Annotated in this window: 20 protein-coding genes and 1 tRNA gene; 13 read left to right on the forward strand and 8 right to left on the reverse strand. The window is 39.3% G+C overall.

Annotated elements, in window-relative coordinates:
* Window positions 1-59: 59 nt before the first annotated feature.
* The 7 genes from MWU78_RS06370 to MWU78_RS06400 all read right to left on the reverse strand — a co-directional run bounded on the left by MWU78_RS06370 (window position 60) and on the right by MWU78_RS06400 (window position 12,201).
* On the reverse strand, window positions 60-2,375 hold the full coding sequence (locus MWU78_RS06370) for a GH92 family glycosyl hydrolase (protein WP_246996089.1): 2,316 nt from the start codon (window positions 2,373-2,375) through the stop codon (window positions 60-62).
* 10 nt (window positions 2,376-2,385) lie between these two features.
* Window positions 2,386-4,440, reverse strand: a complete 2,055-nt coding sequence (locus MWU78_RS06375) for a glycosyl hydrolase 115 family protein (protein WP_246996092.1) — start codon at window positions 4,438-4,440, stop codon at window positions 2,386-2,388.
* A 137-nt stretch (window positions 4,441-4,577) separates the two neighbouring features.
* Window positions 4,578-6,227 carry a RagB/SusD family nutrient uptake outer membrane protein gene (locus MWU78_RS06380; RefSeq protein ID WP_246996094.1) on the reverse strand — a complete coding sequence of 550 codons (1,650 nt, stop codon included), beginning with the start codon at window positions 6,225-6,227 and terminating at the stop codon, window positions 4,578-4,580.
* A gap of 16 nt (window positions 6,228-6,243) precedes the next feature.
* A complete protein-coding gene (locus MWU78_RS06385) occupies window positions 6,244-9,321 on the reverse strand; it encodes a TonB-dependent receptor (protein ID WP_246996097.1) in 3,078 nt (1,025 codons plus the stop codon).
* Between the two features lie 215 nt (window positions 9,322-9,536).
* Window positions 9,537-10,742 carry a DegT/DnrJ/EryC1/StrS family aminotransferase gene (locus MWU78_RS06390; RefSeq protein ID WP_246996099.1) on the reverse strand — a complete coding sequence of 402 codons (1,206 nt, stop codon included), beginning with the start codon at window positions 10,740-10,742 and terminating at the stop codon, window positions 9,537-9,539.
* A 54-nt stretch (window positions 10,743-10,796) separates the two neighbouring features.
* Window positions 10,797-11,429 carry an NAD(P)H-dependent oxidoreductase gene (locus tag MWU78_RS06395; RefSeq protein ID WP_246996101.1) on the reverse strand — a complete coding sequence of 211 codons (633 nt, stop codon included), beginning with the start codon at window positions 11,427-11,429 and terminating at the stop codon, window positions 10,797-10,799.
* Between the two features lie 13 nt (window positions 11,430-11,442).
* The gene (locus MWU78_RS06400) at window positions 11,443-12,201 is read right to left on the reverse strand and encodes a sulfite exporter TauE/SafE family protein (RefSeq protein ID WP_246996103.1); all 759 of its coding nucleotides are present in this window, start codon (window positions 12,199-12,201) and stop codon (window positions 11,443-11,445) included.
* A 109-nt stretch (window positions 12,202-12,310) separates the two neighbouring features.
* Between MWU78_RS06400 and MWU78_RS06405 the strand changes: the two genes are divergently transcribed.
* The 8 genes from MWU78_RS06405 to MWU78_RS06440 all read left to right on the forward strand — a co-directional run bounded on the left by MWU78_RS06405 (window position 12,311) and on the right by MWU78_RS06440 (window position 19,802).
* Window positions 12,311-12,395: transfer RNA gene (locus MWU78_RS06405), tRNA-Ser, on the forward strand.
* 240 nt (window positions 12,396-12,635) lie between these two features.
* Window positions 12,636-13,871 (forward strand): site-specific integrase, encoded by a 1,236-nt coding sequence (locus tag MWU78_RS06410; RefSeq protein ID WP_246996106.1) that lies wholly within the window; start codon window positions 12,636-12,638, stop codon window positions 13,869-13,871.
* A gap of 326 nt (window positions 13,872-14,197) precedes the next feature.
* Window positions 14,198-15,805: a helix-turn-helix domain-containing protein gene (locus tag MWU78_RS06415; protein ID WP_246996107.1), complete on the forward strand. Its 1,608-nt coding sequence runs from the start codon at window positions 14,198-14,200 to the stop codon at window positions 15,803-15,805.
* Window positions 15,806-16,046: 241 nt separating this feature from the next.
* Window positions 16,047-16,832, forward strand: a complete 786-nt coding sequence (locus MWU78_RS06420; RefSeq protein ID WP_246996109.1) for an RteC domain-containing protein — start codon at window positions 16,047-16,049, stop codon at window positions 16,830-16,832.
* A 235-nt stretch (window positions 16,833-17,067) separates the two neighbouring features.
* The gene (locus MWU78_RS06425; protein ID WP_246996111.1) at window positions 17,068-17,358 is read left to right on the forward strand and encodes a helix-turn-helix domain-containing protein; all 291 of its coding nucleotides are present in this window, start codon (window positions 17,068-17,070) and stop codon (window positions 17,356-17,358) included.
* Entirely contained in the window at window positions 17,355-18,026 is a 672-nt protein-coding gene (locus tag MWU78_RS06430) for a hypothetical protein (RefSeq protein WP_246996113.1), read from the forward strand. The genes MWU78_RS06425 and MWU78_RS06430 overlap by 4 nt, the downstream gene beginning before the upstream one ends.
* The gene (locus MWU78_RS06435) at window positions 18,010-18,672 is read left to right on the forward strand and encodes an ATPase (RefSeq protein ID WP_246996115.1); all 663 of its coding nucleotides are present in this window, start codon (window positions 18,010-18,012) and stop codon (window positions 18,670-18,672) included. The genes MWU78_RS06430 and MWU78_RS06435 overlap by 17 nt, the downstream gene beginning before the upstream one ends.
* A gap of 2 nt (window positions 18,673-18,674) precedes the next feature.
* Window positions 18,675-19,802 carry a hypothetical protein gene (locus tag MWU78_RS06440; protein WP_246996117.1) on the forward strand — a complete coding sequence of 376 codons (1,128 nt, stop codon included), beginning with the start codon at window positions 18,675-18,677 and terminating at the stop codon, window positions 19,800-19,802.
* A 101-nt stretch (window positions 19,803-19,903) separates the two neighbouring features.
* On the opposite strand, the gene MWU78_RS06445 is transcribed toward MWU78_RS06440, so the two are convergent.
* Entirely contained in the window at window positions 19,904-20,575 is a 672-nt protein-coding gene (locus tag MWU78_RS06445) for an N-acetylmuramoyl-L-alanine amidase (protein ID WP_246996120.1), read from the reverse strand.
* Window positions 20,576-20,759: 184 nt separating this feature from the next.
* Here MWU78_RS06445 and MWU78_RS06450 point away from each other — a divergent pair, with 184 nt between their 5' ends.
* The 5 genes from MWU78_RS06450 to MWU78_RS06470 are packed head-to-tail and all read left to right on the forward strand — an operon-like array spanning window position 20,760 to window position 25,190.
* Complete coding sequence (locus tag MWU78_RS06450; RefSeq protein ID WP_246996122.1) at window positions 20,760-21,047, forward strand: hypothetical protein; 288 nt, start codon at window positions 20,760-20,762, stop codon at window positions 21,045-21,047.
* A complete protein-coding gene (locus tag MWU78_RS06455; RefSeq protein WP_246996123.1) occupies window positions 21,047-21,325 on the forward strand; it encodes a hypothetical protein in 279 nt (92 codons plus the stop codon). The genes MWU78_RS06450 and MWU78_RS06455 overlap by 1 nt, the downstream gene beginning before the upstream one ends.
* A complete protein-coding gene (locus MWU78_RS06460) occupies window positions 21,318-23,723 on the forward strand; it encodes a TraG family conjugative transposon ATPase (RefSeq protein ID WP_246996125.1) in 2,406 nt (801 codons plus the stop codon). Before MWU78_RS06455 ends, MWU78_RS06460 begins: the two co-directional genes overlap by 8 nt.
* Window position 23,724: 1 nt before the next feature.
* The gene (locus MWU78_RS06465) at window positions 23,725-24,345 is read left to right on the forward strand and encodes a conjugal transfer protein (protein WP_246996128.1); all 621 of its coding nucleotides are present in this window, start codon (window positions 23,725-23,727) and stop codon (window positions 24,343-24,345) included.
* A gap of 2 nt (window positions 24,346-24,347) precedes the next feature.
* Window positions 24,348-25,190 (forward strand): hypothetical protein, encoded by an 843-nt coding sequence (locus MWU78_RS06470; RefSeq protein WP_246996130.1) that lies wholly within the window; start codon window positions 24,348-24,350, stop codon window positions 25,188-25,190.
* The last annotated feature ends 2 nt before the right edge of the window (window positions 25,191-25,192 follow it).

The following is a 25,192-nucleotide window of genomic DNA, read 5'->3' on the forward strand; positions in this document are numbered from 1 at the left end:
AGTATATTTGAGGTGTTTTATGCTGTTCCTTAAAATCCTAAAGCCTCACTCCATCTTTATTATTGCTGTGAATTATTGGAAGGTACGGATCCCATGGTAAATTCCAAAACAGCCCCATTTAAAATATCGGAATGATTAATATGATTTTGGTCCGATACCATTCCATTTATTTTTACCACATTTAAATAAGGTTTATCCGAGGAAGTACCTGGGGCATTGATGACGAATTCCTTGCCATTTGGCAAGCTTATTGTGATTTTATCAAAAATGGGGCTGCCAAATTCGTATATAGGATTGTCTTCTGTACCCCCGTTTATTTGAAAAAGTCCTATTTTCATCAACACAGCCAAACTACCCATTAACCCCTGGTCCTCATCCCCGTTGTATCCGGTTGCGGGAGACAGACCGCTAAAGGCTCTATCCACTACTTTTCTGGACCAGAACTGCGTTAAATCCGGTCTTCCCAATTTATTAAATACAAAGGCTGTTTGCATGGAAGGCTGATTGCCATAGTTGATTGGTATTTTTCTATATTCGGGATGCAATTCCAGGGCATGTGAATTACCAGAAGTAAATCCTAGTTTTTCCGCCGTTTCGAATTGAAGGTTGAGTTTCTCCACGGCCTTATCATTTCCTCCCATAAGATTTGCCAGACCACTAAGATCGTGGGGCACAAACCAAGTGGCTTGGGCCGAGTTGGATTCTACAAAGCCATGCTGATGTTCGTACGGATCGAAGTTTTGCTTCCATACACCATCTACATCTTTTGGTCTCATCCAACCTACGTTCTTATCAAATACATTTTTATAATTTAAAGAACGATTCATGAAATAGTTGTAATCTACTTCATTTCCTATTTTTTTAGCCAATTGTGCCAAGGTCCAATCCTGATAGGCATACTCCATGGTTACCCCTGCACCCTCCTGATGGCCACCAAACTTACCTTCTGGTATGGGATAGGGTACGTAACCATCCCTGATGTAGTATTTTAATCCACCACCAAGTGCGGTATTATGCTCATAGCCTGCCTTTTCCATAATTCCCCCTGGCATATGATTTATCTTCAACGCCTCATATATATCCTCCAAATTTTCCGTAACTACACCTTTCTGTATGGCACTGACAATAAATGGTGTGGAAGAGGCCCCAGTCATTACATAGGTATAATTACCGCCCGAGGGTCCACGGGGAACCAATCCACCATCCTTTTGGTACTGCAATAAGGATTGTACAAACTCTTCCATAATTTCAGGATATACTAAGCCCCATAACGTGTTTATCGTCCATTGGGCTCCCCAAAATGAATCGGAATTATAGTGGTTGAATTTTGGTTTTCCCGCTTCATCCAAAGGTATTTGTCCAATTCTAAAGTTCTCCCCCGTATTATCCGGGTATGCCCCGTTAATATCACTTATAACCCTTCTACCTTGCAAGGAATGCCATAGATCAGTATAAAATCTTTTTTGGGAGGTTTCCGTACCACCCGATACTTTTATTCTTCCCAAGGCATTGTTCCACTCTTGCTTGGACTCCTTTACAATTCTTTCAAAATCCCAATGGGAGAGTTCAGCATCTATATTGGCTTTGGCATTTTCTGCAGAAGTATATGAAATGCCTACTTTCATCAAAAGCTGGTCGGTGTCATTGTCCAATGCGATCAAAAAGTTTCCAGTTTCTTCATCCTTGTTTACCTCTGTTACTTCCCTGTCCAAAATAATATGGAAAAATAATTTTGCTGGTTTTGGCCTTCTATGGGTCGGTGCCATTACAAGCTCACCAGTAAAATTTGTAGCATCTACTTTAATTAGGTTGCCATCTAAATTTTCACAAGGTCCCAACATACCATTAAGGTTAAAAAGAATGGCCGCATCCTTATTTTTTGGATAGACATATTTATGAAAACCAACCCTTTTGGTGCTAGTGAGCTCTACATTAATTCCATATTTCTCCAAAGCTAAAGAATGATATCCTGGCGACACTTTTTCATTGTCATGACTGAATTTGGATTTAAAATCCTTATAAATGGATTTCTTGTTATCCTCGGTTATCGTAACCGGAAGTACGGATAGTCCCGAAAGTTGCCAGGCATGGATATGGCTGAAACCTTGAATGGTATCTACCTTATATCTATATCCACTTCCCCAGGCACCGTCCACTTCCGTATCCGGACTTAGATTTACCATGCCGAAAGGGCGACTGGCGGATGAAAAGAAAAACCATCGTGAATTTTCGGTGTCCAAATGTGGATAAACCATGTCGACTGGTGATGCAGTATTTGACCCTAGATTTTGCGGAGGGGCTTGTTCTGTTTTACAGGAATAGCAAGTTATTGCCGTTAGTAATCCTATAATAAGTCCCGAATAAAACTTTTTCATATGTATACTTTTATAATTTAGCCTCTAAGTTTAATTTAATTGCGGTTAGCATATCTATAGTAGGAAAGCCATTATTTGGTCTTCGGATTTGTGGGGAATACCACTTGGCCCATTTACCAATTTTGTCGCCGGTGTTCCTATTTTGATAAATGACCTCTAATTTTTGATTTATGTCTGGCCAGAGGTCCAAGGCCTGATTTATGTAAATTGTTTTCCCAGTATCCTCATATTGTTTTTTTAACAAGGCCATATTATGTAATGTAACCTCAAACGAGATTAGGTCGTTGTAAAGCAGTGCAGGTAGATAAACGTATGAATAATAGAAATCAGTTTCCAAACCTACTTTATCCAAGCCTTTGTTGGCCTCTTCCACGGATTGTTGAATGTAATTCTGTGTTTTCTTTACGTGCTCAAAATCATTTTCGACCCTTTTAAAATCATGTGGTACCGGAGTTTTTCCAGGTCTTTGTATCGGGGAATCGGAAAGGTATGAAATAGCCTCCCGTATTTCCCATAAATGCTGTACGTAACCTATTCTCCCTTCTTGTGCTTGGTGTAACAATTTCATGGAGGATATGGCAGATTCACACTGATTTTCCTTAAAATATCTTTTGGTCCATTGTTTATAGAAATCATTATGATCAAAACTATCTGGATCCTGGCAAACTTCACTATAGGCTTCCAAATTAATTAGGAATGGTCTAAAATTCTGTCCATTAACCAAACAATATTTATCCGCACCGTATTCTTGGAACATATTTTTCATTACAGTCTCCACGGTTTCCGGATACGGGTTATGTACAGTGTGGTTCAACCAAAAACCGGCATGCATATAAGTTCCAAAATTGTAGCCATCGGTAGTATTGGGCAAATGTTCAAAATCGCCAAAACCATCATCGGACCAGGCCACTATCCAATCTTTTGGAGGCCTAAATCCGTCGTTCCACATCTCCATGCCATCGGAATAACAGATCAATACCTTATCCGCATTGGGTTTGTATTGATCCACCAATTCGCCAAATACCTTATACACATCATTGAATACCTCAATTTTATTCTCGCCACAAGTACTTTCATATTCCCAATCCCATACCTGATGTCTTGGTCTGAGAATAAATATGTCTGTCTTTTTAAGAGGAGTTTCCTCCAGATAATACTTCCATGCCTTTACCCACTCTTCTTTATATTCTCTCCAACAAGTAGCCTTTTCCTCAGACATGGGATGTATTTGATAACCCAAAGCGAAATCTATCTGAACTTTCATTCCTTTTTGGTGGGCGTAATCGATCATCTTATCCAGATATTCTATGTCTATTTTATAATCGGGACTAAGCTCTTTATATTCTGGGCGTAAAAAAAATTCTGGACGTCCCAACATATCAAAAAACTGGATGGCGTTGTAGCGTAATCTAACGAGAGAGTTTATCATTTGGGTATAACTTTCCCAATCGTACTCCAATAATTTACCTCGGTAATTGGCCAGTTCATCCACATCGTTTTCGAAATAACATAGAATGGGAACTTTTGGAGGGGCAATTCTTCGATTTTCAAAACTGACCAAATCCAAGTTCGTTTTCTTTGAAGCCTTCTTCTCTGTCCAATATTCAAGAGGGTCAATACCTAAAATTTCTTTGGAATAGTCGTAGACGGCGTACTGAAAACCTTGTACATCCGATCCGGCAAGAACAATGGCCTCCTGATTATTTTCCAATTTAGTTTTGTGCCATATCCCTCCCCTTGGTCCCGGGTTGTCATCAGATAGAACTATGGCTTTCTTATTAACCAAGCTGGCGATAAGGCTATTGGATTGGGGAGTGCCCAAAATAAATGTAGGTGTGCCTTTTGGAATATTATCGATATCGGAAATTATACGGCCTTCCAGTCCGAGCACTTTTGATAGGTCTGACTTTAAATCTTCGGCAGTACTTATTTCTACCTCGTTTGCTTCATTTCCCACCACCAAATAATAATGTTCCGTTTGTGGGCTGGAACAGGATGACAGTATTAGCATCCCTAAAAATAGGCCCCAAATGTTTCTTGGTATTATATGGAAGATTTTGATCATTCTAATTCTGCTGTTAAATATACTATCCTTTATGGAATTGTTGATTGTTTTTTAATAAATATGGACAGGGATAAACGAACCCCCGTCCATAATTTTAACTAACAACTAATCTAACAACTCTTGGGGAAATTTCAGTTTTAATATTTCGGGTTCTGTATCATCGTTCCTGGTGAAAGCTCAAGCTCCTTAACCGGTATTGGTCTCAACAAGTGCTTTGTAGCATCGAAGGCACCATGGTCAACCACATGGGGGTTGTATATGTTGATTCTCTCTTCCAACTTCCCCATACGCTTTAAGACAGCCCATCTATTCTCTTCCCCAGCAAGTTCTAATGCGCGTTCGGCAAGTATAACATCCAAATCTATGGTAGAATAATGATCAGCTATACCCGTAGCACGTTCCCTTACCCTATTTAAGTGAAAGAGTGCCTGTGCGGTGTTACCAGCACCCAGGAATGCTTCTGCTGCCAACAAATGTGTTCCTGCTACCCGGTAAACATAGGTGTCACGTGCCCCTAATCCTTCTTCCTGAAAAATTTCATCATCAAATTTTTTGAATATAGGAAAGTTCGTGAAATTTGGATTTAATTCATATTTATAATTTACATCACCAACCTCATCCGGTCTCCCAAATAAATATTGATCGGGCTGATATACCCAATAGCGATCCAATTTATCAACCAACTCAGCCATGTCTATTGCTTCTTTTGGGAAATAAATAATTGTATCGCCTACGGCAATCTCGTCGGCCCCGACCGAAAATCCAGGTTCATCTGCAAATAGGACCCTGTGCATGGTTACATCTTCCCTAGTATCGTTATCCTCGAACAATGAATAAAAATATGGTGTAGGCATTAGATTATCCCCGGATTTGCCATAAGAATTATTTCTACTTATACCTGGTAATTGTTCTACTCCTGTCATAAACAAAGAGTGTTTGTTATTACCTCTATCCTGAACAAACCCTGTATTGCCCCATTGTGCAGCAAAGAGTATTTCAGGATTTACCTGATTGTCATAATCAAAAAGTTGTGCGAAGGTCTGGCTTCTAATATCATATGAGCCAATGGCCTGAACGGCTAAATCTGCAGCCGTTTGAAAATCGTTACTACCAGCAAAAGATTTATAAGCCCTTGTTAAATATACCTCGGCCAATACGTGTTGTGCCGCCCTTTTAGAGATTCTTCCTGTTTCTGGCATATCTTCCAAGTTTGGAATAGCAGCTTCCAATTCTGAAATTATTGTAGCATAAGTCTCTTCTTCGGTAGATCGGGTATAGTCGTTTCGGATACTCTGAGGTTCTTCCATATCTAGTACAATCCCTCCAAATTGTTGTGCCAAATAGAAAAATGACATAGCTCTTAAGGCCCTAGCTTGTGCTATACCGTAGGCCTTCTCGTCTAATCTGCTCTCACTCCAATCAATTTCAATTTCAAATCTATTGATAGCGGTATTGGCTTTTGAAATAACATTATAATTGGAGTTCCAAAGACCGTTAGTTTGGGGAGCATTGAATGAATTATAATCATTCTCCGCAGAAAAGGAAAATATTTCCCCTCTACTCGTAAAGACATCTGTTCCGGCAAACTGATAATTATGATTATTGTATACCCCTCTCATCGAGGTATAAAGTCCTACAATTAATTGATCTGCAGTATCCTCCGTCAGAAAATTTTCTGCGGTTATATTGGAAAAGACATCTTCCTCTATATACGAATCACAGGCATTTAATAGTATTGAGAAAGCTATTAAAGCTAGGATATGTTTTGTTTTATTTATTATTTTCATGACAGTTTGTTTAAAATTAGTAAGCCAACTTTAGTCCGAATAATACGGTCTTGACCATATATCCGGCGTTATAGGAGTTCTGCAGACCTGTTTCAGGGTCTGGACCAGCGTAATCTGTAAAAGTGAACGGATTTTGTACGTCCAAAGACAAACGTAGGCTTGACATTTTTAATTTATCCAGTAGTTGCTGTGGAAATTGATAGCCCACTCCGATGTTACCAATTTTCACAAAGTCGTAATTGGTATAATAATTATTACCTGTAGCCCCGTATTCAAGAGCTGGATTTTTTGAGTCTGGATTATTCGGAGTCCAGTAATCTAGATTAACCTTATTGAATTTGGCATCATCGTTTTGCCATGGAACAAAATTATTATAAAATTCAGAGTGACCGTAAGACCCCTGTCTGGTATATGCCTGAATTGACAGATCAAGGTTGCCATAGGTAAAAGTATTCGTCATACCACCAATCCAATCTGGTGAAATGGAACCAATAACCTTTTTGTCATTTTCATCTCGGTCCCCGCTGTTGTCCAAGTCCCTATATTTATTCTGACCAGGGAAGCTGCCATCATATGCAAAAGCTTCAGCTGCTTCATCCAATTGCCAAATACCTTCAATTTCATAGGAATAGATGGCATCAACTGGCTGCCCAATCTGTAAAACACCATGATTGCCATAAGGTTCTTTTTCTAGGTCTCCATCCAACTTTAAAATTTCATTTTTGTTTTTCGCAAAGTTTAAACTAGTTTTCCATCTAAATTTATCGGTTTGCACGTTCACCGTATTAAGGGTTACCTCTACACCTTTATTTTGAACGGACCCATAGTTGCCCACCGCCGTACCGTAGCCTGTGATGTTCGACAAAGTTTTGTTCAGAATGGCATCGACCGTTTTTTTGTTGTATACCTCTACTCCCAATCCTATCCTGTTTTTCAGAATACTTAGATCCAAACCTACATTCACCTCCTTTGAACGTTCCCATGTAAGTGTATTATTGGGCAATCCATTAACATCTACGCCATTGGTATGTTCATTTCCAAACAAATAATCGGATTCACCTAAAAAAGCAAGGGAACTATAGGCACTAACCGGACTGTCATTTCCGGATTCACCGTAACTAACCCGAAATTTTAGATTGTTTAACCAGCCAGCATCCTGCAAAAAGTCCTCATCACTTGCTTTCCAAGCGAAGGCAGCGGAGGGGAAGAATGCCCATTCATTATTTAGTGCAAGTTTGGAGGAACCGTCATACCTACCAGTAAAAGTAAAGAGATATTTATCAAGAATATTATAGTTTAAACGGCCAGCAAAAGATGCCAGGGTCTCCTTATAATAATTGGTGTTATATCCTCTAGGGTCTAAGCCAGCACCTGTGTTGTAAAATGAATAGGCATCTGTATCAAAATCCCTAGTTTCTATGGCACTAAATTCCCTTTGGTTATAATATACAGATGAAATAAGGGTAGTCTTTAAATTATGCCCTTGAGCTAGATCAAAATCCAAATCCACAATATTATCCCAAGTATAGGCCGTGTTAAAATAGGCATTATAATAGGCCCGTGTTCTACTGGGTTCGTTTCTTGCTGATTTTGTTAACAACCCAAAATGTCCACCATATCTTTCAGTTTGAATATTAGGAGCAAATTGTGTTTTAAAACTGATCCAATCTGCTGGCTTGTAATTCAAAAACACGTTGGCTATAACATCTAACGACTTTGTATTACTCAACCAAGAGCCTTGTGATTCGTAATATGGATTTAGAAACCTTCCGTCTTGATCATCCGGAAATAGAATAATATTGCCTTCGGAATCTCGAGAGTTGACCGTGGGAGCTAAACGAAGAGTACTTCTGAACAATTCATTACTTCCAGTTTCACGCTCCGATAAGGCCAAATATGCTTTTAAACCTACCGTAAAAGTATTGGAGACTTTTTTTGTTAGGGATGCACTTAAATTATATCTGTCATAACTTTCAATGCCTACTACCCCTTCGTTGCTAAGGTATCCTATAGACCCATTATAGGTTAATCCTTTGCTCCCACCAGACATACCAAGGGAGTGGCTCGTTTGAACGCCTGCATGCCTGTAATCACCGGCCCAATCTGTGTAACGACGATTGGCAACATTGTCGGCCTCTTCATTGGAGGTCCTAATTTCCCTAGACATATCAACAGTTAAATTATTATAATCCTCAACGGTTGGGTAGATACCTTGGCTCGGATTAAACATCTGCCTCCAGGCAGTACTTCTCAAAACTTTATCCACAAAATTCACATACTCATCCCCATTGTACATATCGGGCACGTTGGTTGCCGTATTAAGGCCTAAGGTTGCTTCATAGGTAAACACCGTTCTGCCTTCAACTCCGTTTTTGGTGGTTATGATTATAACTCCATTTGCACCTCGGGCACCGTAAATGGCAGTGGCTGAAGCATCCTTCAATACATCCATTTGCTGGATATCGGAAGGGTTCAAAATATTAATATCTTCAAAAAATACTCCATCGACCACATATAACGGTTTGGAAAGATCGTTGTCCAAGTTGTCACTTAATCCATCTCGGGTGGCATCATTATTTTTAATTACCGTATTCCCTCGTATATCAATGGAAAGTGGTGCACCGGGCTTGTTATTAGTAGTTCTAACATCAACCCCTGCTATCCTACCCTGAATGGCTTGTCCTAAATCAGTTTTTTTCTGTTCGGTCAATGCCTCGGTATTTAAGGAGGCAACGGCTCCGGTTAGGTCGCTTTTCTTTACCGAACCATATCCAATAACAACCACTTCTTCAAGACCAGTAGCATCTTCTACAAGAGTTATGGTGTAATTGGATGAACCATCCAAGGGGATTTCTTTGGGCACATATCCTATATATGATACCACCAACCGCGCGTTTGCATCTTTGACATTAATGGTGAAATTGCCATCAAAGTCCGTCACCACTCCATTGGCAGTGCCTTTTACTACTACGTTCGCCCCTGGGAGCGGAACGTTTTGTTCGTCCATTACTGTTCCCGTCACATTAGTCTGAGCCCAGGAAACAGATGTGATACCCATCAGAAAGACTAGTATCAAAAATTTAAGTTTCTTCATGTTTTACTTGAGTTTGTTATTTATCAGATGCTAAACTAATGTTAACAAAATGTGAAGGAATGGACATATTTCCCAAAAACATGGAGGAATTGATCAAAACCAATAAAAGAGGGCCATGAGCCCTCTTTTAAGATAATATTTAAACGGAATTGTTACCAGGTTCTTAGGACATATTGCCAATATGAAACCTGAAAAATTAGAAATTCAAGTGTTAATTATGTCTTGTTGATGACAATATTTTGGAGAACATTTACCATTTTTTCAGCCCTTGAAGTAACCTCCTCATCTGTCCATCCCAATTTGATCAAACAGGATATATTTCTACTTACCCAATGATCGGACTTGGAGAAATTAGAGGCCTCATAGTTTGGAAGTCCGGCTTTGATCTCTTTGGAAAAACCATTGAGGCCATTAAGCTCTTTTAAATGACCCCATTTTCGGTAATAATGCCAATTATTGTCGAACCAATAAAAGCAGGCATCCACCCCATTTTCAGAAAAAGCCTTGATCGTCTTTCTGGCCATTTCTTCTGTTGGTAGATAGAAACTGAGAAAGGAATAGTTCTCAACACCATTTTTTGGAACGCGCCTAAAGCTAATTCCAGGGATTTTTTCCAAGGCCGATCGCAAAACGGAATAATTTTTTTTCTGGGTTGCCATAAAATCGTCCAAGCGTTCAATCTGTGCCAAACCTACAGCGGCATGTAGTTCCGAAATTCTATAGTTATACCCTAGGATGGGATGGTCCTCCGCTCCCCTATCCTTTCCAATATGGTCATGACCATGATCGGAATATTGGTCGGCACTTTTATAATATTCCTTGTTATTGGTAATAATAGCACCGCCTTCCCCACAGGTAATGGTCTTTACATAGTCGAACGAAAAACACCCCAAATCCCCATAGCTGCCCAAAGGTTTTCCTTCATAGCTTCCACCAATGGCCTGACAGGCATCTTCCAGTAGAATTAGGTTATGTTTGTCGCATATACTTTTTAATGGTGCCAAATCCGCCATAGATCCGCACATATGCACAGGCATCACGGCTTTGGTTTTACTGGTAACGGCCTTTTCAACTGCTTCGGGATCTAAGGTAAGTGTATCGTCCACATCCACCAAAATAGGAATGGCTCCAACGGAAAGGACCGCTTCAAAACTTGCAACAAAGGTAAACGTGGGCAAAATAACTTCGTCCCCTGCCCCTACCTTTCCACAAGCCAAAGCAACTGTTAAGGCGGCTGTTCCACTGCTCACCAGTTGTGCATGATTCACTTGCATACGCTTTTCCAGTGCCTTTTCCAATTCCTTAGCTTTCCAATGACCATTCCTCATGCCATCAAAACCATATCTCATTAATACTCCTGAATCCAATACGTCATTTAACTGTTCACGTTCCTTATCTCCAAAAAGCTCAAATCCTGGCATATTTTACAATTTATTTATGATTTATGTTCGATTGAATTTAATTTAATGGTGCGACTAGGGTATGTGGATGATGCTGTCATCAAGATCTCTACGTACTTTTTTTAGAGTTGCAAACATATCATCAGTTGCCCTGTATCCCACGGGAAGCACTAAAACCGAAGTCAGTTTAAGTTTGTCCAGTCCCAACAACTCGTCATAGGAATTTGGTTGAAACCCTTCCATGGGACAGGCATCAATTTCTTCCAGGGCACAAACGGTCAATAGGGTCCCCAAGGCCAAATACGCCTGATTTGTGGCCCAACCCCTAACCTCTTCCCTTTCTTTTTTTGAAAAGCTTTCGACCAGTGCACCCTTGAAGGGATCAAGTATTTCATCGGAAGTATTTCGTATTTGTTGTACCCTTGCGAAATAGTCATGAATAAATTTCTTGTCAATTTGCTTTTCAATACAAATAACAAAAACGTGCGATGCTTCTGCCACTTGATTTTGACCATAGGAAAACTTGACCAGGTCCTGCTGTAGGACCTTATTGTTAACCACCAATAATTTAATGGGTTGCAAGCCATAAGATGTGGCGGTTAAATTAAAAGCTTGCTTCAATTTATCTAGTTTTTCCTCTGGCAAGAGCTTGTCAGGATTAAACTTCTTTACTGCATAACGCCATTCCAATTTCTTAATAATATCCAAAGCTAATTTTCTTTTAATTAAAAAACCATAGTTTAATGGACATACATATGACCACTATAATCAATAGAATTTTTACAATTCCGTCTCCTTTGTCCACAGACCATCTGCTGGTGAGCCATCCACCAAGAGTTTGTCCAGATGCCAAAGTTAACCCAATTTCCCAATCCAATTTCCCGTTCAACCCGAAAAGTATTAAGGCTGCACTGGTGTATATTACCATGACAACGGCTTTAATAACGTTCGACTTCATTAAGGTAAGGTGATTGATGGAGGACAATACCAATAATACAAAAATACCGGTTCCCGCCTGAATGAATCCACCGTATATACCAATAAAGAAAAACGCAACTATGGCCCAGAATTGCCGTTTTCCGGTTATGAGCTCTTCAAAATCGTTGATATGAATTTTCGGTTTAATAACCATAACAATTACAATCATGACCATTACTATGGCCAATATTTTATTGAATGCGGTGTCATTGATGTCGATTGCCAATTTGGAACCAATTAAGGTACCTGCGGTTGCCACGATGGAGAGATACAGTATAAATGGACTGGTAATCTCTTTCCCTTTGCTTTTATAACCGGCGACATTGGCAATTCCCTGTGTTAAGATGGCTATTCTATTGGTGCCGTTGGCAACACTGGCAGGGAGGCCCATAAAGATAAGCATTGGTAAAGTTAGAAGGGAACCACCGGCAGCCAAGGTATTAAGAGCTCCCACGGCGAAACCTACCAAAGCCAAAAGCACATAGTGGTACCATTCTTCCATTGGGCAAAAATAAGGTCTTCACCAGAATCTATCATTATTAAAATAATTAAATAAAAATCCCCTTTTCTTTTAAAAAGAATAAAAAGGTTTCTATATTTGCACCCGCTAAGGAGAAATGGCAGAGTGGTCGAATGCGGCAGTCTTGAAAACTGTTGAGGGTCACACCTCCGGGGGTTCGAATCCCTCTTTCTCCGCTGGGAATTGTGCAAATTCCACCAAAAAGCCCGTAAACATTACGTTTACGGGCTTTATTTATTTTATATGGTATCAAATGATACCATATAATACCATATAAAAGGTGCGTAATTCGGTGCGTAAATTTTCAATATAAAGTACACACCGAATTCTTTGTTAAATATTCATTTTCAGATAGTTACAGGTGCACTTTTTTGATTTGTTTTATTATCTTTAAGAAGATAATAAACTACGCACCTATGCAAACTACATTTTCAGTTCTATTTTACCCAAGAAGAAGCGACATTGATCAGAATGGGAATGCCCCCATTTACTTAAGAATTACTGTTAATGGCAAACGGAGTGAAATTAGTATTAAACGAAAAGTTTTAATTTCAAAATGGAATTCTGAGGCAGGAAAAATTCGAGGTACAACCACTGATGTTCGAGAACTAAACAGGTATATGGATGCTATTAGAAGTAGGATTTATAGTATACAAGGCCAGTTGACAGATAAACAAGAGATCATTACTGCGGAGAAAATCAAAAATATATATCAAGGTAAAGTAATCAAACAAAAGATGCTGATAGAAATTTTCCTTGCACATAATAACAAAATTGAGAAGTTGGTAGGTAAAGAATTTGCACCTGGAACTATTGAGCGTTATAAAACTGCAAAAAAGCACGTATCCGATTACATTAAAAAGGAATATAATCTAACCGATATCCCAGTTAAAGATGTTGATAATAGATTTATTACTGGTTTAGAATACTATCTCAAAACTGAACGTAAATGTGCTCATAATACTGCCATAAAATATGTAACCAACTTTAAGAAAATTATCCGTATAGCCTTCGCTAACGATTGGATTACTAAGGACCCATTTGTGAATTGGAAAGGAAAATTAAAAATTGTTGAAAGGGAATTCCTAACGGAAGCAGAAATCCAAACGATGATTGAAAAGGAATTGCATACGGATAGATTGGATCAAGTGAAGGATATTTTTCTTTTCTCCTGCTTTACCGGATTAGCCTATGCTGATGTTAAAAAGCTTTCAAAAAACGATATCATCTTGGGAATTGACGGTGAGAAATGGATAAAAATAAAACGTTCTAAAACCGATACTCGCAGTAGTATACCATTGCTTCCAACTGCTATGTCCATCCTGGAAAAGTATAATAGTCATCCAGATGTTTCTAATAAGGACAGATTACTGCCAGTTTTGACTAATCAAAAGATGAATGCTTACATCAAGGAAATTGCCGACTTGTGTGGGATTTCCAAAAATCTCACCTTTCATTTGGCTAGACATACATTTGCTACCACAATTACGCTGTCTAATGGGGTGCCTATTGAAACTGTGAGTAAAATGCTCGGGCATAAATCATTGAGAACTACACAGCATTATGCCAAAATATTGGATTTAAAAGTGAGTGAGGATATGCAACATCTTAGAAAGAAGCTATCGTTCGAAATAGATAGAAAAACTTCATAAATTGATTTTCATATCCAGGAGTGAAATAATAGGAAGTAAAAACCTTGAATTATCTCGCTGAATTTTAGAATGGCGTACACTATTCATTATCGATTGGTCTTCATTTATAAATGGCCTTGACATGCTAGAATTTCATTAGAGATTTTGGATTAATTTAGGGAAGTATAACTGAAATAAAGAAAATGTTTGGTACTGCAACATCCCTACTTTACCACCAACCCAATCCAATGGATAGTTCGTGTTCATGTTCCCTTTTTAGTCTCTTATTCATCCTTATATACATATCTTTTCCTTTACAAGACTGCTTCGCCCAGAAGACCACTTCCTTGAAGGAAATTAAGATATTAAATCCGACCTATGAGGAAATAATGGAATTGGAAGATGAAGCCTACGAAAATAATGAACTTGAGAGACTTCGTATTTTAACTGATATACACATTCAGAAAGCAAAAAGTGAGGAAAACCCCTTGGAAATGGCAAGCGGATATTACTACCGTACAATCATAGAGGAACCAGAATTGGCGGTTACCTATTCAGACTCCATAATTTTAGCGACGGCGGATAGTGATGATCCAAAATATCCCACCTTTGGTTATATTCTTAAAGCTATAATTCTTTACGACTTAGGCGATTACCGACAGGCGATGCACAACTACCTAACCGCATATGATCTGGCAGTGGAAAAAAAGAATTACGAGGACCAACTTACCTGTTCCATGGCCATAGCAGCAATTAGAAATATAAATGGGCAACCACATGCAGCTGCCGACATTTACACCAGATCATTGAATTCATTAAAGAAGGAGAAGGATTATGAGAATATTCATTATGCCGATTATATGCTGTTGATGTACAATCTTTCTTTGGCTCACTTAAGGTTATCTCAAATGGACTCCGCGCGGTACTATATAGAGTCAGGTGTTCGTAAGGCGATCTCTGCAAAGGATACCTTGGAATATCGTGATTTAGTTTTAGTGGGGGCCCAGTTGGATTATTATGAAGGGAATTATCAGAAAGCAAAGGATACCCTAATAAAGTATTCTGGCCAATTGGATGGGAATAGCAAGGCCATGAAATTGTATTATCTAGGGAAAATGGCACAAAATTCAGGAGACCATCCCATGGCCATTAATTATTTTCAACAAATTGATTCCATTGTGGAAGTCACAAAAAAGCCGTTTGATGAGATCAAGGATGTATACCAGCAATTAATAAGGCACTATGGTCTGCAAGATGAACAGCAGCGGGAAATTGAGTCTATCGAAAAACTCATCTTTTTTGATAGTTTAATGACTAAAGACCATAAAGGAGTTATTATGCAGGCCACCATGGCCTATGATATTCCCTATCTCAAACTTCAAAAAAAGAAAGCAGAGGAACAGCTGAAGGTTAAATCTACTTGGATCATCATATTGGGGGTAATGGCTGGGTTTGTTGCCCTGATAGGCATCTACTTCTATATCAGGGTACGGAAGACGAAAAAAAAAGTAAAAGAACTGATGGATGGTATTAAACCCATTAAATCTTCCTCCCGAAAAGTGGGCACACATCCTGAATCGGTTCCTGAAGAGATACGGAATGAACTCTTGATGAAATTGGAAGCGTTCGAGAAGTCGGACCTTTATTTGAGAAAAGATCTTGATATGGCCCAATTAGCTCAAGAAATGGATACCAATACCTCTTATTTGTCTATTATTATCAACCATTACAAACAGATGAGTTTCCCGAAATATATAAAAGATCTAAAAATTACCACAGCGATTGAGAGGCTTTCAAAAGACCCAGAACTATTGAAATACAACTATCAGGGATTGGCGGAAACCTTTGGCTTCAAAACTGGGGAATCTTTTTCAAAAGCATTCCACCAGAAGACTGGGGTATATCCTTCCAATTTATTAAAGGAATTAAAGATCAGGAAGAACACCCAGCAATAACGGATCGGCAACGATGACCGTATCCCACTGTTAAATTTCCTATTATTCTCCCTTATTTTATAAATGCCCCATTGCATTTATAAATGACCTTCGGGACTATTTTTATTTCTTTATTTTTCTTATGATATTTAATAGGGAAACATTAATGGATTCTTTGATGATGTACTAAAACGATTCATTAGGGATTTTAAAGGATAGGACAATGGATTGGCTACGATCCCAGGAAGAAATTGAATCTTAATTGCATCATATAGAACGATCATTCTTAAATAAGATAGTATCGTACGATAAGGTTATTTCTTATTGCCAACATATTTTGGAGGAATATCGTATAGCTGTTGTTTCCCATGGCTTCCCTGACGAAGATGCTGAAATTCAGTTTTTTAAAAAGGATAAACCGTTCCTTTTTGGTCTTCTTCTACAATATAATCACCAGCTTTCTTTTGAATTGAATTTCCCTAATATCCCCTATGGCGGGAATGATGATATTATCAATAAAAAAATAGAGGAAGTAACTGCCTTTCTCTCAGGCCATAAGGATATGGTCCTATACCTTGAACTGCAAAGTAAAACATTCGATTCTCAATTTTTTCTAAGGAAGAACAAAGGACAATTTACCTACCTATGTCGTCATGACCATAGTTTTGATTCCGAATTCTGTACTTCACATGATGGATTGATTGCCAATTTAGTTGGATATCAAGGATTTCTTAAATACCTCCAAAATAAATTGGGGATGTCCAGCACCATTGGGTCTGCTTCAAAAGTGGTAATGCCAGAAATAGAATGGACCGGATCCAAGGTAGCTTTGGTCGAATTAGGGTTCGCCCTATATCATAGTGGGTCCATTAACCACGGACGTGCTAGCATAAAGTCTGTAATGCGGTTTTTGGAGCAGGTTACGGCAATGGATTTAGGGGATTATCACCATACTTCCATTCGTTTAAGAAACCGCACCAATCCAACAAAATTTGTGGATAAACTTAAAAATTCCTTGCAGAAATGGATAAGTGAGGTCGATGAATAAAAAAAGCCAGTCATAGCCAATTGGCAATTTGTTTTCTCGGCTTAACAGTAGTATTATTTTGATAAAAATATTACTCTTTTTAGATCGTTCCGCCTATTTTTAGCCCCGATTTTATCCAAAAATGAATTTAGCCAACTGGCTATGACTTGGCAATTTATTCCATAACTCCTTTTCAACTTTGTATCCGAATCACAGACAACTACAATTAGGTAGCATCTGTATTAAATCAATGGATATGCCAACAGCTATTATCACTACGGACGATCTTCGGGAATTTAAACTGGAACTTCTCGAGGAAATCAAGGAATTGTTGAACGAAAACCAGTCTAAAATGACGAAGAAGGAATGGCTCAGGAGTACTCAGGTTATGGATATGCTCCAGATTAGTATGACCACCCTTCACGGCCTCCGGGTTAACGGAACCCTTCCTTTTACCAAAATAGGGGGACTTATTTTTTATGAAGTAAGAGAAATCGAAAAAGTACTTATGGAGAATACCGTGAAACCCTTTAAGACAAAGAGATGAATTACATAAGACATCTAAATTCAGTTTTTGAATTGTTTACGAAGGATTCTAGGTTAAACCCCACGCATATCAGTATTTATATCGCTCTTTTCCAACTGTGGAACATCAACCGTTTTACAGATTCTTTTTATATCAACCGGGAGGAAGTGATGCGTATTGCAAAAGTAGGTTCAAAGAGTACTTATCATCGCTGTTTAAGAGAATTGGACTATTGGAAATACATCAGGTATTTGCCCTCGCACAATCCGTACAAAGGAAGCCGGGTACACATGCTCAAATTCGGGATAACTAGAGGGACTAGCACTAGGGCAACTATAGGTTCAGGTAGTGGCCAAGTAGAGGGACAAGCATTAGTACCTTATATAAACATTAATAAACAAAATAAAAACATTTATAAACATAAGCTACCCAAAAATGAAAATGAGGTTTTGGATTTTTTTAAAAAAGAAAAATGGCCCGCTAATGAAGCAAAAAAATTCTTCAACCATTACAATTCTATCGGGTGGAAAGTTGGTGGAAAAATTACGATACTGGATTGGCATTCTACGGCCAAGAACTGGATGTTAAAGGGCGAAGAAATACAAAAAGAAAAAACGCTGCACGGACCGTCCCAAAAACGGGACAACTTAAAAATCACTAAAGACAAGGACTATGGACAACCCCTCTAAAATAATCGAAGACGGTACGGAATATACCCTTGGTGTGTTCGACGGGAAAGAAGTGCTCTATGATTTCGACAAGATCTTGATTTACTTGAACGCAAAAGGAAAACTGCTCTTTGGCAAGCAATTCCAGATTTATGACCAGGATAGGGAGATCGTATTTAAGCTCTGCAATTACTTCATCAATGACAAAGGATTTTGCCATAAAGAGAATATAGACCCCACAAAAGGTATTCTTCTTACCGGTCCAGTGGGCTGTGGCAAGACAAGCCTAATGAAGTTGATCCGCCATCTTGTACCGGAGCAACGCCCTTACCAAGTGATTCCCTCAAGGAATATTACATTCAGCTTTAACCATTTGGGCTATAAGACCATCGAGGAGTTTGGGAACGGTAGATCCTACTGCTTCGATGATCTGGGGATAGAGCCGATTGGCCGCTACTATGGTAGGGACTGCAATGTGATGGGCGAAGTGCTATTATCCAGATATGAACTGTTTCTTCAGACTAAGGGGAAGGTCAAGACCCACGCCACCACAAACCTTAACGCCGAGGAACTGGAAGAGCTTTACGGCAACCGTGTCCGCAGTCGGATGCGCGATATTTTTAACCTGATCGCATGTGATAAGAATACTAACGACAAACGCAAGTAATTATGAAACTGGCCACATTTAATATCCAAAACCTTTTCCATCGGGACCGGACCAATTCGGAAAGAACATTTGGCAAATGTATGTCCGACTGGGTCAATGAACTCGATGGCCTTCTTAAGAAAAACGATCGGCACGGATCAAATGCCGAGCGTATCCAAGAACTTAGCTTTTTGCTCGGGTTCGACAAAACATATCACCAACCTTATGCGGTAATGCGCCGCAGGGCCGGCTATCTTTTTCTAAAGGGCAAAAATTACTCCAAGGAGCTGGCCGCCAATGAGATTAACGATTGGAACGGTTGGGTCTCCCTCCGGACCGTCCCTATCAAAACATTGGCCGTAAAAAATAAGGCAAGGGTGATAGCGGATATCGATCCCGATATTTTACTGTTGCAGGAAATTGAGGACAGGGCGTCCTTGGAAGAGTTTAACCAGGAGTTCCTCCCCGAAATGGGCTGTCGTCCTTTTGACGAGATTTTCGTGGTGCAGGGTAACGATAAACGTGGGCTGGAAATGGCCATAATGACCAAGAACGGATATAGATTGCAATCTATTAGAAGCCATATCTACGATCAAGATGAAAATGGAAATCCACTCTTTAAAAAAGACTTATTGGAGTATGAGGTCAAGACCCCGTCCGGTACTACATGCCATCTTATTTCCACGCATTTTCAGGAGCGCACGGCAGATATCGATAAAACCGATCGTATGCGAAAGGTCCAGGCCAAGAAAGCAGCAGAGGTTTATAATGGTTTGCAAGAAGATGGTAAAACCAATATTTCCATTGCTGGGACCCTGAACGATGTCCCTTACAGTGACTGCCTCTCCCCCCTACTCCGAGGTACCGATCTTAGGGATATTACCAAACACCCATTGTTCAACGTTGATATTGACAAGGGAAAGGATGCTAGTTACTTTCGTCTTGGGGCATATCGAATGGGGGTCAATATTAAGCAGAAAGATTATCTCTTGCTCTCCCCGGACCTCTTTGGAAAAGCCGAGGCAGGTGGTCTCAATCGTAAGGCCATATGGCCATTAGAAAAACCGATGTGGTCCGTGTATTCGACCGTCCAGGAAAAGTCACAGGAAGCTAGTGGGCATCCTGCGCTATGGGCGGATATCAAGATTTAGGTTTTCTAATGCCATTGATAGCAGCTTTGAGTTCCAAGGCTATCGTTAGGAGCAATACTCGAATATTCCGGAATACGGCAGTAAATATTTCTTGCATACCATTATTTTGATAGGATTAAACTTTGAAGAACCGACAACGCAAGTGCACGGATATTTCCTTCCTTGCCCATGTGCATTGCCTCAACTGAGTTGGATAAAAAACCAAACTCCACAAGCACGGAAGGAATCTGCCGGGACCCTTCCCTAAGAACCTGAAAGTTGGCAAACTTTACGCCACGGCTTTTAAAGCCTAGATTTTTTTGATTGGCTTTTTGAATGTTATAAGCCAGTAAAATAGATTCATTGGTATGTTCCCCCTTTCGATCGGAAACATAAACTTCAATACCCTTGGCATTAGGGTTTTCCGAATGATTGCAATGCAGGGAAATAAATATATCGGCATTCATCCTTTTTGCCAATTTTGTCCTTTCACCCAAAGAAATCAAGGTATCCGTATATCTGCTCAGGTATATTTCAAGGGCATTATCAAAGAGATTTTGGTTATATCGCACCATTTCCTTGGCAACTTTCAGCACGACATTCTTTTCCATAATGCCATTGGTTCCCGTAGCACCGGAATCCGTTCCTCCATGACCCGGGTCTATGACAACTACCTTTTTGGAACTTTCTTTGAATTGGGAAAATAATGCTCTTGGGCTCATTAAAAAACCTGCCGCAATCAACCCAATAAAAAATCGACTTAGAATGGTCATCACACTTTTATTTTTGAACAATTTGCAACGTTTTTCTCTTTTCCTTAGGAATCTTTCAAAGTTTAACAAGATTTCGAGTTAAAGTTTAGAGATTTCCTTCTCTAAGCTTCTTTTCTCAATAGATTTCACAAAATTTATATATCACGTCCAACTCGGACGGCAAACTAAGCAGGCATAGGAATTCTATAACCAAAAACGAACAGTTATGAAAAAATCACTTTTTATGTTAATGGGATTGCTGCTTATGGCAATGCCCACTTTTGCACAGATCGGTGGTATCGAGGATTCTGTAAACGATGTTTCGGACACCATCAGGACCATCTTTCCAATAATTTTAGGCGTCATCTTCCTTATCGGTTTTCTTTTCAATGCAGGACACTTTTTTGGCGAAAACGCAGATCTAAAAAAGGGAATTACTAGAGTTCTTGTATTTGTCCTTATCGCCGGTGCGGTAGTGGGCATATTTACCTATCTAATTTCAATCGTGGTATAGTGAAGCGGTTCGAAGTATATAAGAATATCAGGAAACAGGCAGTCATTTTTGGACTGCCCATTTCACTTTTTGCCCTACTGATGATGTCCATACTTGCGTCATTGATGGTCATCATCTTCTCGTTCAGCTTCGGGATGATTATAGGCATAATGATTTTTAATGCTGCGCTCTACGTGGTATTGACCCAAATTACCAACAATCCACAGCTATTTCAGACGGGGAAGGTCTTCCCAAGAATTATAAGTAACAAACGAAATTCCGGCCTCGATTATGAATAAGATCAATCTTTCGGCATATCGGCCAATTGTAGATATTCAGGACCATATCGTTTTTGCCAATAATGGCAATGTAGTCCTATGCTATGAAGGAAATCTACCGGAAATCTACTCCTTGTCCGAAAAGGATTTTGAGGATATGCATGGTGCCTGGTTTCAGGCATTAAAATCTTTGCCCGTTGGGACTGTAGTTCACAAACAGGATGTCTACCTCAAAAAATCCTATTCCTCGGAGCAACTTCCGAATGCAACTTTTTTGGAAAAGGCCACACACGAGTATTTTAAGGGACGTGGACATATTGAACATCGTTGCTATTTGTTCTTCATTTTGACCAAAAACAAAGCACTCAACAACCCAAAATACGTCAATCCCTTCAGAAAAGTTTCAAATGGAATTGTACAGGAACTGGATGGCAACATTAAAAGCTTCGTCAACTCCGTAAGCGACTCGGTTTCCTTTATAAACAATAGCCGGAAGATATCCCTCAGAACATTGAAAGAAAATGAAATCGTAGGTCTCACAGAGACTTATTTCAATGGCTTCAACGAAGGCTTTGATACCGATATTTTACTGGATAAGAAAAGTGTCAATATTGGTGAAAACCATTTTGATGCCCTGGCCATCAATAGTGAACTGTGCTTTGGCGAAAGCGTACAGAGCAGCAAGACCAATGAAAAATTCACTTCTGACGATTTTGTGTTTCATCAAGGGTTTATTGATGGCCTAGGGCTTACGCTAAATGAAAACCATATCGTCAACCAAATCCTGTATTTGGATGACAAACAAAAGTGGCGCAAGCTGCTCGATAAGAAAATTGAGGAACTGAACAAGAGTTCGAATTTTGGTTCACAGAACAAAGTGGTTCTTGGAAAGATCCAGCACATTCTCGACCAAATCAATGCCGATGATAATGCACGGATTATCCGTGGTCATCTCAATATTGTCTATTGGGCCAAAGAATCCAAAGAGCTCGACAAAATAACGTCAATGATAAAGACCGAATTCAAGGAACTGGATATTATCCCCTACTATCCCCGTGGCGAAGAGCGCAAAAATTATATATTGAACAGTTACTGTTGCTTCTCGTCCAATTTCTCGAACAACGATCTGTACGTTACCGATTTGAAACACGCGCTGTGCCTGTTCATAAACAACACGAATTATAAATCTGATACTACCGGCATTATCTTTAATGACAGGGAACATAATATTCCAGTTCTAAAGGATGTTTGGGACGAAAGAAAGAAACGCATAAAGGCAAGGAACTTTGCCATTTTCGCACCCACAGGCGAGGGAAAATCCTTTTTGGCCAATAACATCCTGCGTCAATATTTTGAAAGTGGCGTTCGTCTGGTCATTATAGATTTGGGGGGCTCGTATACCAAATTCGCAAAACTCTATCCCGAAAAATACACGGTGCTTCGCTACGAGAGCGGAAAGAATTTGGGCATCAATCTATTTTATATCAGTAACCAAAATGACCTGACACCGGAACGTCTTGAAGATCTGTCCGTGTTCCTTTTTGAATTGTTCGCTTCGGATCTAAAAGTAACCAAGGCACAATCGGTTTCTATCAAGAAAATACTGCGCCATTATTACGATAGCACTGTGGAAAATCATTCATTGGAAGGCTTCTATAACTTTATCGAAAAGAATAGGGAAGACCTTCTAAATATCCTTAAAATCCATCCCGACTACTTCAATGTTACAAGCTTCCTGCACGTAATGTCCGAGTACGTCGGCGATGGTCTATATAGTTTTCTTTTTGAGGTAAGTGAAGACCAAACCTATAAGATCGAGGATAAAAGATTGATTGTTTTTGAACTTGATGAAGTAAAGGATAATAAGGAAATCCTGTCCGTAATGTTGAAGCTGATCAAGTCGGCAATCCAAAGGACTATTTGGAAAAATAGAGCTGAAAAAGGAATCATCCTATTCGATGAGTTTGCCAAACAACTAAAGTTTGAAAACGTACTGGAAAGCGTTGAATTCTATTATCAAGCTATCCGTAAACAGAACGGTGCAATTGGTATTATACTGCAATCCATTAATCAGCTGCCCAACAATTCTACCTCTGCAAGTATTCTGGAAAACACACAAATCATTTATAGCCTTAACAATGAGAAAGGATATAACGAACTGGTCAAAAGGCTTAACCTTTCCAGCCACGACCTGAACCAATTAAAATCCATTAAGAACAATCTTTCCGGGCCAAGGAAGTACACCGAAATGTTCATCAAAATAGGAAAGGAAAGCAACATTTTTCGGCTCGAAGTTCCCAAAGAGGTCTATGCGGCCTATCTAACCGATGGACAAGAAAACGAGGCCATAATGGCCATTTACGAAAGGACCCAGAATATGGAACAGGCCATTAAAGAATTCACATCTAAAACACAATAAAATGAAATCAAAGATTCACGAATACCAAAATAAATTTTTAGCGATGAGTAAAACAAAAATCTTAATTATCGCAATGGCATTTATTTTTTTATTGCCTGCACATGCCAAGTGCCAAGGAATACCGACTTATGACAACACCAATTTCATCAGCTTGGTAAAACAACTGATAGAATCTGGTAAACAGACCGCGAACATTATCAAGACCGTAAAGTTCTTGAAAACACAAAAAGAAAATTTTGAAAAGGTCAACGATGTGGTCAAGCAATTAAGAGCTGTCCGGGAAATTGGACGCAATAATCAACGCCTTATCGATGTGATGCAGGATGATTTAAGAGACATCCTTGATAGCCCCTACATCAAACCCGATGAAGTGGCAAGGGTTTCGGAATCGTTCACAGCTATAATAGAAAATTCTTTGGACACCATGGATTTTATAGACGAAATCCTATCCAGTGATTATTTAAAAATGAGCGATGCCGAACGTGCCGAAATTCTAAAGGAAAAAGAGCTGGAATCTCAAGAAATGGTTTCCAATATCACTACTAAAACAAGACGCTACAAGGATATTATTTCCTTCAGGAAAATGCAGGATAAAATCAATAACCGCGAAACCGAATATTAAAGATGACGGCGACCATCATATTAGGGATAGGACTGGAATATATAGATACTGTTTTCCAGACCATACAGAACAGCAGCTTCTCGCAATACACAATTGCAGGAATCAAAGCGCTTGCTGTTCTGTTCTTTCTGGTCAATATCCTTAAAAAATATAATGAAGGGATTGCGGATAAGGATGGCTACACCTGGGGATTGAACCCTGGAGAATTGGCTAAGAATTTTGCAATAGTTGTATTGGTCATTTTTTCATCACAAGTATTGGGATTATTTGATGGCATTTTAGTAGCAATTGAAGGGCAATATCGCGGCACAGCACCAGCACTATTGCCATTACAGATGCAGGACATTCCCATAGAGGAGGATATCAACTTTATTGGAGCAGCGCAAGCAGCTATGGCATTGCTCTATGAAGCCCTTATAACGCCACTATATGGCTTTAAAATATTCGCCTTTATCATAAGTATCATTCTTTGGATTTTGGATTTGTTTATCTATCCATTATTTCTTGCAGAACGCTATTTTCTATTGGGAATAATGCAGGCATTGTTCCCATTGGTCATAAGCTTGGCAGTATTTGAAAAATTTCGATCACTGGCCTACACGTTTTTCAAATTGTATGCTGCAGTTTATATGCTCGTACCCGCCTTCTTTTTGGTCAACATATTTGTGAATGCCATTTACACCGAAATCAATACCAATTTCTGGACAAATCTTTTTGGTACGGATGTAGGTCAAGGCTTTTTTGCCCCTGTGGTACAGCTTGGATCTGTGGGTTTCGTTGTCTTCTTGAAATTCAAATTATACAGGCGCGCCACTTCCTTCACACTCAGATTGTTTACTAGCTAATT

This window comes from Arenibacter sp. F26102, from assembly GCF_023015865.1.
In the GTDB taxonomy this organism is placed as follows: Bacteria; Bacteroidota; Bacteroidia; order Flavobacteriales; family Flavobacteriaceae; genus Arenibacter.

Bases quoted from the DNA above. Each gene is read 5' to 3' on its own strand.
- MWU78_RS06370 (WP_246996089.1), bottom strand. From the start codon at position 2,375: ATGAAAAAGTTTTATTCGGGACTTATTATAGGATTACTAACGGCAATA.
- MWU78_RS06375 (WP_246996092.1), bottom strand. From the start codon at position 4,440: ATGATCAAAATCTTCCATATAATACCAAGAAACATTTGGGGCCTATTT.
- MWU78_RS06380 (WP_246996094.1), bottom strand. From the start codon at position 6,227: ATGAAAATAATAAATAAAACAAAACATATCCTAGCTTTAATAGCTTTC.
- MWU78_RS06385 (WP_246996097.1), bottom strand. From the start codon at position 9,321: ATGAAGAAACTTAAATTTTTGATACTAGTCTTTCTGATGGGTATCACA.
- MWU78_RS06390 (WP_246996099.1), bottom strand. From the start codon at position 10,742: ATGCCAGGATTTGAGCTTTTTGGAGATAAGGAACGTGAACAGTTAAAT.
- MWU78_RS06400 (WP_246996103.1), bottom strand. From the start codon at position 12,201: ATGGAAGAATGGTACCACTATGTGCTTTTGGCTTTGGTAGGTTTCGCC.
- MWU78_RS06410 (WP_246996106.1), top strand. From the start codon at position 12,636: ATGCAAACTACATTTTCAGTTCTATTTTACCCAAGAAGAAGCGACATT.
- MWU78_RS06425 (WP_246996111.1), top strand. From the start codon at position 17,068: ATGCCAACAGCTATTATCACTACGGACGATCTTCGGGAATTTAAACTG.
- MWU78_RS06430 (WP_246996113.1), top strand. From the start codon at position 17,355: ATGAATTACATAAGACATCTAAATTCAGTTTTTGAATTGTTTACGAAG.
- MWU78_RS06435 (WP_246996115.1), top strand. From the start codon at position 18,010: ATGGACAACCCCTCTAAAATAATCGAAGACGGTACGGAATATACCCTT.
- MWU78_RS06440 (WP_246996117.1), top strand. From the start codon at position 18,675: ATGAAACTGGCCACATTTAATATCCAAAACCTTTTCCATCGGGACCGG.
- MWU78_RS06450 (WP_246996122.1), top strand. From the start codon at position 20,760: ATGAAAAAATCACTTTTTATGTTAATGGGATTGCTGCTTATGGCAATG.
- MWU78_RS06460 (WP_246996125.1), top strand. From the start codon at position 21,318: ATGAATAAGATCAATCTTTCGGCATATCGGCCAATTGTAGATATTCAG.
- MWU78_RS06465 (WP_246996128.1), top strand. From the start codon at position 23,725: ATGAAATCAAAGATTCACGAATACCAAAATAAATTTTTAGCGATGAGT.
- MWU78_RS06470 (WP_246996130.1), top strand. From the start codon at position 24,348: ATGACGGCGACCATCATATTAGGGATAGGACTGGAATATATAGATACT.